Raw genomic sequence first — 9024 nt, 5'->3', positions numbered from 1 at the left:
CGCCGCCCGGTCAGTTGACCTTTCCCTCCCTGGCCTCTACGCCTTGCCCCACATCAACAAATGACCGCCACAACGGCTTCCTGGCGTGGCGGGACAACCCCAACGGAGCATTTTCATGGCACGCGGCAACTTCATCTTCACCTCCGAATCCGTTTCGGAGGGCCACCCCGACAAGGTCTGCGACCGGATCTCGGACGCGATCCTCGACACCCTCCTGGCGGAGGAGCCCAACGCCCGCGTCGCCTGCGAGACGTTCGCCACGACCGGGCTCGTCGTCATCGGCGGCGAGGTCGGCCTCTCCGATCCCGATCTTCTGAAGAACTACATGGGCCGTTTCGGCCAGATCGCCCGCGACTGCATCAAGGATATCGGCTACGAGCAGGAGAAGTTCCACTGGAACACATGTCATGTGCTGAACTTCCTGCACGAGCAGTCGGCGCATATCGCGCAAGGCGTGGACAAGGACGGCGCCGGCGACCAGGGCATCATGTTCGGCTACGCCGTGGACGAGACGCCCGAGCTGATGCCGGCGCCGATCCAGTATGCGCACAGGATCCTGCACCGCCTCGCAGAGGCCCGGAAGTCCGGCAAGGAGCCGGAGCTGCGCCCCGACGCCAAGAGCCAGCTCACCATGCGCTACGAGGACGGCAAGCCGGTCGAGGTGCTGCAGGTCGTGCTCTCGACCCAGCACGCGCACGACGGGCAGACCTCCGCCGACATCCGCGCCATCGTCGAGCCCTACATCCGCGAGGTGCTGCCCTCGGAGTGGATCAGTGACAAGACCGAATGGTGGGTGAACCCGACGGGTACCTTCGTGATCGGCGGGCCGGACGGGGACGCGGGCCTCACCGGCCGCAAGATCATCGTCGACACCTACGGCGGCGCGGCGCCGCACGGCGGCGGCGCCTTCTCCGGCAAGGACCCGACCAAGGTGGACCGCTCGGCCGCCTACGCGGCGCGCTACCTCGCCAAGAACATCGTCGCCGCGGGGCTCGCCCGCCGCTGCACCTTGCAGCTGTCCTACGCCATCGGGGTGGCGAAGCCCCTGTCGATCTACATCGACACCCACGGCACCGGACAGGTGGACGATACCGCGATCGAACTGGCAATCCCGAAGGTCATGGACCTGACGCCGCGCGGCATCCGCGAGCACCTGCAACTCAACCGGCCGATCTATTCCCGCACCGCCGCCTACGGGCATTTCGGGCGCGAGCCCGAGGAGGACGGCGGTTTTTCCTGGGAGCGGACGGACCTGGTCGAGGCGCTGAAAAAGGCCGTGTGACACGCGGGCGGCGCCTGCGCGTTGCACCGGGCGGCGCCGATCGCTAGACCGCGCGCCATGAGGCGGGATCACGGATCTTCGGAGCACCCCACCGGTGCGCCCTGGCGGAATTTCTATGGCCGGATCCACGGCAAGGCGCTGAAACCGAATCAGCTCCGCTGGCTCGAGGAGGATCTGCCGCGCCTCTCGCCCGGTCCGGTGGGCCGGGATGAAAACCCCGAGCGGCGTCTCCTCGACCTGAAGGCGCTGTTCGGCGGACGGCCCGTCTGGCTGGAGGTGGGCTTCGGCGGCGGCGAGCACATCGTGCATCAGGCCGCCTCCAACCCGGAGGTGGGGATCATCGGCGCCGAGCCCTTCGTCAACGGCGTGGCCATGGCGCTGGGCAAGATCCGCAAGGCGGGTGTCGCGAATGTCCGCATCCACGCGGGCGACGTGCGCGACCTGTTCGACGTGCTGCCCGTGGCCTCGATCGCGCGGGCCTTCGTGCTCTATCCCGATCCCTGGCCCAAGGCGCGGCACCACCGCCGCCGTTTCGTCACGCCGGAGCATCTGGAGCCGCTGGCACGCGTCATGGCGCCGGGGGCGATCCTGCGGGTCGCGACCGACATTCCCGACTACGTCCGCCAGACGCTGGAAGAAGTGCCTCGTCACGGCTTCCACTGGCTGGCCCAGGGGCCGCAGGACTGGCGCAGGCCGTGGGAAGACTGGCTGCCGACGCGCTACGAACGAAAGGCGCTGCGCGAAGGGCGGCGACCGCATTATCTGACGTTCCGAAGGGCTTGACCGCGATTTTTCGATCGAAAAATCGCGTGCGTCCTGCGCGTCGTTACGCCGGCACCGACAAGACGTGCCGTTTCGGAAGATTTTTCGATCGAAAAATCTTCGGCTTGCGCGGGCGAGAGCGGCCCTTGCCGGAACCGCTGCGCTGGACGCGCCTCCGGGCCTCGGCTATCGAGAGCCGCGCCACCGGAGAGAGGCCATGTCCGCAGGAAACCGCCCCCAGCCGATGACCGCGCGCCCCGGGGCGCGTCTGCACGGCACCGCCCAAGTGCCCGGCGACAAGTCGGTCAGCCACCGCGCGCTGATCCTTGGCGCGCTCGCCGTGGGCGAGACCCGGATCGACGGGCTGCTGGAGGGGCAGGACGTGCTGGACACGGCCGAGGCGATGCGCGCCTTCGGCGCGACAGTGCATCGCGATGCGCCAGGCCGCTGGCGGGTGCATGGCGTGGGCGTGGGTGGCTTCGCCGAGCCCGGTCGCGTGATCGATTGCGGCAACTCGGGCACCGGCGTGCGCCTGATCATGGGGGCAATGGCCACCACCCCGATCGCCGCGACCTTCACGGGCGATGCGAGCCTCGTGAAGCGGCCCATGGCGCGGGTCACCGATCCGCTCAGCCTCTTCGGTGCGCAGACGCTGGGCCGCACCGGCGGGCGGCTGCCGATGACCGTTCTGGGCGCGCGCGACCCGGTTCCGGTGCGCTACGCGTTGCCCGTGCCCTCCGCGCAGGTGAAGTCGGCGGTTCTGCTGGCAGGCCTCAACGCGCCCGGCCGCACGGTGGTGATCGAGCGCGAGGCAACGCGCGATCACAGCGAGCGGATGCTGCGCGGTTTCGGCGCCGAGGTGACGGTGGAGGACGGCGCGGAGGGGCGCGTCATCGCCCTGACCGGGCAGCCGGAACTGCGCCCGCAGCAGCTGTCCGTGCCGCGCGATCCCTCCAGCGGGGCCTTTCCCGTCTGCGCGGCGCTCATTGCCGAGGGATCGGAGGTGCGGGTGCCGGGTGTGGGACTCAACCCGACCCGCGCGGGGCTGTTCGACACGCTGCGCGAGATGGGCGCCGATCTGACCTTCGAGAACGCGCGTGAGGAGGGGGGGGAGCCGGTGGCCGATCTTGTCGCGCGCTTCTCGCCCGACCTGAAGGGGGTCGAGGTGCCGCCGGCGCGCGCCGCCTCGATGATCGACGAATACCCGGTGCTCGCCGCCGTGGCGGCCTGCGCGGAGGGGCGCACCGTGATGCGCGGCGTGGGCGAGTTGCGGGTGAAGGAGAGCGACCGCATCGACGCAATGGCCGAGGGGCTGCGCGCCTGTGGCGTCACGGTCGAGGAAGGCCCCGACTGGTGGATCGTGCACGGCCGCGGGGCGGGTGGCGTTCCCGGTGGTGCGCAGGTGGCAAGCCGGCTCGACCACCGCATCGCCATGTCCTTCCTGGTCCTGGGCCTTGCTGCGCGCGCCCCGATCACGGTGGACGATGCCGCGCCTATCGTGACCTCCTTCCCCGATTTCCTGCCGCTGATGCAGGGACTCGGTGCGGTGATCACGCCCGAGCAGAAAGCCGCATGAGCACTCGCACCGCCCTCTGGGCGCTCGCCGCCGCGACGGCTGCGGCCTATGCCGCGCTGATCTGGATCGGCGTCACGCGCCTGATGCCCGAAGCGGGCGGGCAGCCGCCCTTCGATCTGCGCGTGACGGGTTATGACGTTGCAGAGGCGCGCGCTTATCTCGAGGCGCTGACCGATGCGGGACGGCGGCTGTGGACGGGGCCGATCCGCTGGCTCGACACGGTGTTTCCGCTGCTGATGGGTGCGCTTGTGGCGGCGCTGATCTGGCGCCTGGGCCGGCCCTGGCTGGCGCCGGTGCCCTTCGCCTACACCGCTGCGGACCTGTGGGAGAATGCGCGCGTGCGAGAGATGATCGCGGCCGGGCCCGAGGGTGTGACGCCGGACATGGTCGAGGGCGCCAGCGCCGTGACACAGGGCAAGTTCGCGCTGCTTGCGATGTCGGTCGCACTGCTCTGGGCGGTCTGGCGGCGGCGCTGAGGGGAAACGGGCATGGGGCTGACCATCGCGATCGACGGGCCGGCGGCCAGCGGCAAGGGCACGATCAGCAAGGCGCTCGCCGCGCATTTCGGCCTGGAGTATCTTGACACCGGCCTGCTCTATCGCGCCGTCGGCCTCCGGATGCTGCAGGGCGAGGATCCGGTCCAGGCTGCGCGGGGGCTGACGGTGGACGATCTGGACGCGGACGGGCTGCGCGGGCCGGAGGCGGCGCAGGCGGCCTCCCGCGTCGCCGCCATCCCGGAGGTGCGCGCGGCGCTTGTCGATTTCCAGCGCGACTTCGCCGCGCGCGAGGGAGGGGCGGTGCTGGACGGGCGCGACATCGGCACGGTGATCTGCCCCGAGGCACCGGTAAAGATTTTCGTGACCGCCGATGCAGAAACCCGGGCAGAGCGGCGTTTTCGCGATCTCGTTGCGGCAGGCCACCGGCTGACGCTGGACGAGGTGCTGGCAGACATCCGCGCCCGCGATGCCCGGGACACCGGGCGGGCCGATGCGCCCATGCGCGCGGCGGAGGACGCGGTGGCGCTCGACACCACGCAGCTGAGCGTCGACGAGGCGATCGCGGCTGCAATCGCGTTGATCGAGCGCCGGAGCGGCGAAAGCCGCTGACCGGTCGCCCGGCGCGGGTTGGTGCGTGGCGACCCGAAGCCCCGCACCCTCATCGGCTCGAGCCGTTCGCCCGCGCGGGGAGAAGGGTCTGCGCGCGGCGCGGGGTCGGTGACGGAAGGCTGACCGCCGGGACAGCGACATGCACCGCCGCTGTAAAATGCGCCGGTGCAGGGCAGGGGCAGGGTGAGCAGCAGGCGACGTGATCCGGGACGCGCGCCCGCCGTCGCCGCTGCGAGGTCAGGCGGCGTGCGCCCCGTCGGCAAGGCCGCGCACGGTCTCCAGCACCTCGGCCACCGGCTTGCCGGCCGCGATCTCCGCCACGATGGCGCTGCCCACCACACAGCCGTCGGCCACGCCGGCGATCGCTTGCGCCGTCTCGGGCGTGCGGATGCCGAAGCCTACCAGCACCGGCAGATCGGTCGCCGCCTTGATGCGGGCGACCTCGGGGCCGACCTCGGCCGCCTGCGCCTCTGCCGCACCGGTGATGCCCGTGATCGAGACGTAGTAGACGAAGCCGGAGGTGTTCTGCAGCACCTTCGGCAGGCGGCGGTCGTCGGTGGTGGGCGTGGCGAGACGGATGAAGTCGATGCCGGCCTCGAGCGCGGGCAGGCACAGTTCGGCATCCTCCTCGGGCGGCAGATCCACGACGATCAGCCCGTCGACGCCCGCGTCCCTTGCCTCTGCCAGGAAGCGGGCGACGCCCATGCTGTAGATCGGGTTGTAATAGCCCATCAGGACCACAGGGGTGCCCTCGTCCTCCGTGCGGAAGGTCCGGACCATGTCGAGGGTCCGGGCGAGCGTCTGTCCGCCTGCCAGCGCGCGCTGGCCCGCGGCCTGGATCGTCGGGCCGTCGGCCATCGGGTCGGTGAAGGGCACGCCGAGCTCCACGATGTCGACGCCGGCGCCGGGCAGACCCTTGAGCAGCGCGAGCGAGGTGTCGTGATCCGGGTCGCCCGCCATGATGTAGGAGACGAAGGCGCGGCGCTTTTCGGCACGCAGCCTGTCGATGGTGGCTGCAATACGGCTCATCGGATTCCTCCCCGTGGTGGCGCGGATGCTCTGCCCCAGCGGTCGGGGGAAATCAATCCCGGCGAATTCGGGATCTTGCGCCCGGCGGCGGCCGGTCTGGCGACCGGCCCTGCAGAACTGGCGGGGCAAGGCGCTTGAAAGCGCCTTGCAAGGGCCTTCCAAGGCCCTTGCCGCGCCCGGGTCCGACGCGCCGCGTCATGGCTTGCGCCGCGTATTGCCCGGGTGCAGGCTTGCCGCATGACCCGTTCCGGCCCCGATCCGCGACAGCCCAGGCTGCGAATCCGCATCCTCTTTGGCGAGCGCGCGATGCTGGGGCCGGGCAAGGCCGAGCTTCTCGAGCGGATCGCGGAGGGCGGCTCGATTGCCGCGGCGGGGCGCGCGATGGGCATGAGCTACAAGCGCGCATGGTCGCTCGTGGAGGAGATGAACGCCGCCTTTCGCGAGCCGCTCGTCGCGCGCGCCCGCGGCGGGCCGGGCGGCGGTGGCGCGGCGCTGACCGCCGCGGGCGAAAGCGTTCTGCGGAACTATCGCGACCTCGAGGCACTCACCGCCGAGGCCGGCGCGGAGCGCATCAGGGCAATCGAGGCGCTGCTCGGGGATATGTCCGGCGAAAGATGACGCTTGCCCGAGCGGCGGCCGCTTGCAATATGTTTCCCGGGATATATCGCTGGAGACCTGCGCCATGATCCGCCGTCGACTCGCCGCCATAGTGCTCGGCGCGCTCGTCCTGCCCGCCGCACCCTCGGCGTCCGAGAGTGTCACCGTTTTCGCCGCCGCCAGCCTGACCAACGCGCTGGCGGAGATCGAGGAGCGGTGCGAGGCGGAGACCGGCCATGACCTCACCGTGTCACTCGCCGGCTCCTCGGCGCTGGCGCGGCAGATCCAGCAGGGCGCGCCGGCGGATGTCTTCATCTCCGCGAACGCCGACTGGATGCACAGGCTGCAGGCCGAGGGGCTGATCGCGCGCGACAGCCGGTTCGACCTGCTGGGCAACAGCCTCGTGCTGATCGCGCACGGGCAGGAGGCGGCGTCGGTCGGGATCGGGCCGGACCTCGACCTGGCCGGGATGCTGGACGGCGGGCGGCTGGCCATGGCGCTGGTCGAGGCGGTGCCGGCCGGCATCTACGGCAAGGCGGCGCTGACCTCGCTGGGTCTGTGGGACGCGGTGGCGCCCAGCGTCGCGCAGGCCGACAACGTGCGCGCCGCGCTCGCGCTGGTGGCCGTGGGCGAGGCGCCGCTGGGCATCGTCTATGCCAGCGACGCGGCGGCCGAGGACGACGTCACCGTGATCGGGGCCTTTCCGCCCGACAGCCATCCCCCCATCGTCTATTCCGCCGCCGTCGTGGCGGGGCGCGACGGGCCGGCGGCGCGCGCCTTTCTCGACTGGCTGCGCGGGCCTGCGGCGCGCGCGGCCTTCGAGCGGCATGGCTTCACGGTCCTGGGCGACTAGACATGGACTGGCTCGGCCCCGAAGAGTGGCAGGCGGTCGCGCTTTCCCTGCGTGTCTCCTTCTGGGCCACGCTGGTCAGCCTGCCACTCGGGATCCTCACGGCCCATGCGCTGGCGCGCTGGTCCTTTCCGGGCAGGCAGATCCTGAACGGCCTTGTCCACCTGCCGCTGATCCTGCCGCCGGTGGTGACCGGCTACCTGCTGCTGCTGACCTTCGGCACGCGCGGGCCGGTGGGCAGCCTGCTGGCGGAGCTTGGCATCGTCTTCGCCTTCGACTGGACGGGGGCCGCGCTTGCCGCCGGGGTCATGGCCTTTCCGCTGATGGTGCGCGCGATCCGGCTGTCGATCGAGGCGGTAGACCCGAAACTCGAAGAGGCCTCTGCCACGCTGGGGGCATCGCCGCTCTGGGTCTTCGGCACCGTCACGCTGCCGCTCATCCTGCCCGGCGTGGTGGCCGGCGCCATCCTCGCTTTCGCCAAGGCGATGGGCGAGTTCGGCGCGACGATCACCTTCGTCTCGAACATCCCCGGCGAGACGCGCACCATCCCCTCGGCGATCTACGCCTTCCTGCAGGTGCCCGGCGGCGAGGACGCGGCGATGCGGCTGGTGCTGGTCTCGGTCGCGGTGGCGATGGCGGCGCTCCTGTTCTCCGAAGTGATCGCGCGCCGGGTGGCCGCGCGGGTGGGGGGCGCATGACGCTGGAGGTGCGGCTGCGCCACGCCTTCGCGGACTTCACGCTCGATGCGGGGTTCGAGGCGCCGCAGGGCATCACGGTGCTCTTCGGGCGGTCCGGCTCGGGCAAGACGACCATCGTCAATGCGGTTGCGGGACTCCTGCGGCCGCAGGCGGGGCGCATCGCGGTGTACGACCGCGTGCTGGTGGACACCGAACGCCGGGTCTGGCTGCCGCCGCACCGCCGACGGCTTGGCGCGATCTTTCAGGAGGGGCGGCTCTTTCCGCATCTCACGGTTCGGCAGAACCTGGGCTACGGCACCTGGTTCGCGCCGCGCGGCGCACCGCGCGAGGACATGGCGCGCGTGGTCGAGATGCTGGGGATCGGGCCGCTGCTCGACCGGCGGCCCGGCGCGCTTTCGGGCGGCGAGAAGCAGCGCGTGGCGATCGGGCGCGCGCTGCTCTCCGCGCCGGCCGCGCTTCTGGCCGACGAGCCGCTCGCCGCACTCGACGAGGCGCGCAAGGCCGAGATCCTGCCCTATTTCGAGCGGCTGCGCGACGAGGTGGCGGTGCCCATCCTCTACGTCAGCCATTCCGCGTCCGAGGTGGCGCGGCTGGCGACCACGGTCGTCGCGCTCGAAGCCGGGCGCGTGGTCGCCCAGGGACCGGCGGCCGATGTTCTGGGCGATCCTGCCGTCACGCCGCTGGGGCCGCGCGAGGTGGGCGCGGTGATCGCCGCGCGGGTGGTGGCGCATCACGCCGACGGGCTGACCGAACTGGAGGCAGGCGGCGTGCGCCTGTGGCTGCCGCGGATCGGCCAGCCGCCCGGCACGCAAGTGCGGCTGCGCATCGCCGCACATGACGTGATCCTGTCGCGGGACGCGCCGCAGGGGCTCTCGGCGCTCAACATCCTGCCCGGGACCGTGCACGAGGTCCGGCCCGGCGAAGGACCGGGCGCGCTCGTGGCGCTCGACACGCCGGCGGGACGTATCCTGGCACGCATCACGCGGCGCTCGGCCGAGGCGCTGGGCCTTGCGCCCGGCGTGGCCGCGCATGCCGTGGTCAAGACGGTCTCGGTCGCGCCGCAGGACGTGGGCGGGCGTTGAGGCGGGCGGGGCGTGGCCCAGGGCCCTTACGAGATATGTTGA

Annotated in this window: 10 protein-coding genes and 1 riboswitch; of the genes, 9 read left to right on the top strand and 1 reads right to left on the bottom strand. The window is 71.3% G+C overall.

The annotated features are described in order from the left end of the window. Positions 1-61 precede the first annotated feature (61 nt). Positions 62-110: riboswitch (SAM-SAH riboswitch) on the top strand. Between the two features lie 5 nt (positions 111-115). From metK to ACLFOB_RS12665, 5 genes are all read left to right on the top strand, one after another. Then, the gene (gene metK / locus ACLFOB_RS12685) at positions 116-1282 is read left to right on the top strand and encodes a methionine adenosyltransferase (protein ID WP_410926299.1); all 1167 of its coding nucleotides are present in this window, start codon (positions 116-118) and stop codon (positions 1280-1282) included. Positions 1283-1339: 57 nt separating this feature from the next. Continuing rightward, a complete protein-coding gene (trmB, locus tag ACLFOB_RS12680; protein WP_410915832.1) occupies positions 1340-2065 on the top strand; it encodes a tRNA (guanine(46)-N(7))-methyltransferase TrmB in 726 nt (241 codons plus the stop codon). Positions 2066-2261: 196 nt separating this feature from the next. Next, a complete protein-coding gene (gene aroA, locus ACLFOB_RS12675; protein WP_410926298.1) occupies positions 2262-3620 on the top strand; it encodes a 3-phosphoshikimate 1-carboxyvinyltransferase in 1359 nt (452 codons plus the stop codon). After that, positions 3617-4096, top strand: coding sequence for a hypothetical protein (locus ACLFOB_RS12670; RefSeq protein ID WP_410915830.1), 480 nt, complete (start codon positions 3617-3619; stop codon positions 4094-4096). The genes aroA and ACLFOB_RS12670 overlap by 4 nt, the downstream gene beginning before the upstream one ends. A gap of 12 nt (positions 4097-4108) precedes the next feature. Continuing rightward, a complete protein-coding gene (locus tag ACLFOB_RS12665) occupies positions 4109-4726 on the top strand; it encodes a (d)CMP kinase (RefSeq protein WP_410915829.1) in 618 nt (205 codons plus the stop codon). 237 nt (positions 4727-4963) lie between these two features. On the opposite strand, the gene trpA is transcribed toward ACLFOB_RS12665, so the two are convergent. Then, complete coding sequence (trpA, locus tag ACLFOB_RS12660) at positions 4964-5755, bottom strand: tryptophan synthase subunit alpha (RefSeq protein WP_410926297.1); 792 nt, start codon at positions 5753-5755, stop codon at positions 4964-4966. Between the two features lie 237 nt (positions 5756-5992). Here trpA and ACLFOB_RS12655 point away from each other — a divergent pair, with 237 nt between their 5' ends. The 4 genes from ACLFOB_RS12655 to modC all read left to right on the top strand — a co-directional run bounded on the left by ACLFOB_RS12655 (position 5993) and on the right by modC (position 8982). Next, positions 5993-6373 (top strand): winged helix-turn-helix domain-containing protein, encoded by a 381-nt coding sequence (locus ACLFOB_RS12655; RefSeq protein WP_410926296.1) that lies wholly within the window; start codon positions 5993-5995, stop codon positions 6371-6373. Positions 6374-6437: 64 nt separating this feature from the next. Beyond that, positions 6438-7205, top strand: a complete 768-nt coding sequence (gene modA / locus ACLFOB_RS12650; RefSeq protein ID WP_410926295.1) for a molybdate ABC transporter substrate-binding protein — start codon at positions 6438-6440, stop codon at positions 7203-7205. A gap of 2 nt (positions 7206-7207) precedes the next feature. Beyond that, positions 7208-7900, top strand: a complete 693-nt coding sequence (gene modB / locus ACLFOB_RS12645; RefSeq protein ID WP_410926294.1) for a molybdate ABC transporter permease subunit — start codon at positions 7208-7210, stop codon at positions 7898-7900. Beyond that, positions 7897-8982, top strand: a complete 1086-nt coding sequence (modC, locus tag ACLFOB_RS12640) for a molybdenum ABC transporter ATP-binding protein (protein ID WP_410926293.1) — start codon at positions 7897-7899, stop codon at positions 8980-8982. The genes modB and modC overlap by 4 nt, the downstream gene beginning before the upstream one ends. The last annotated feature ends 42 nt before the right edge of the window (positions 8983-9024 follow it).

Origin of the sequence: Rhodosalinus sp., from assembly GCF_046542825.1 — a bacterium.
Classification (GTDB): domain Bacteria; phylum Pseudomonadota; class Alphaproteobacteria; order Rhodobacterales; family Rhodobacteraceae; genus Rhodosalinus.
The sequence above is the reverse complement of the archived record's forward strand: the minus strand, read 5'-3'. Positions and strand labels throughout refer to the sequence as shown.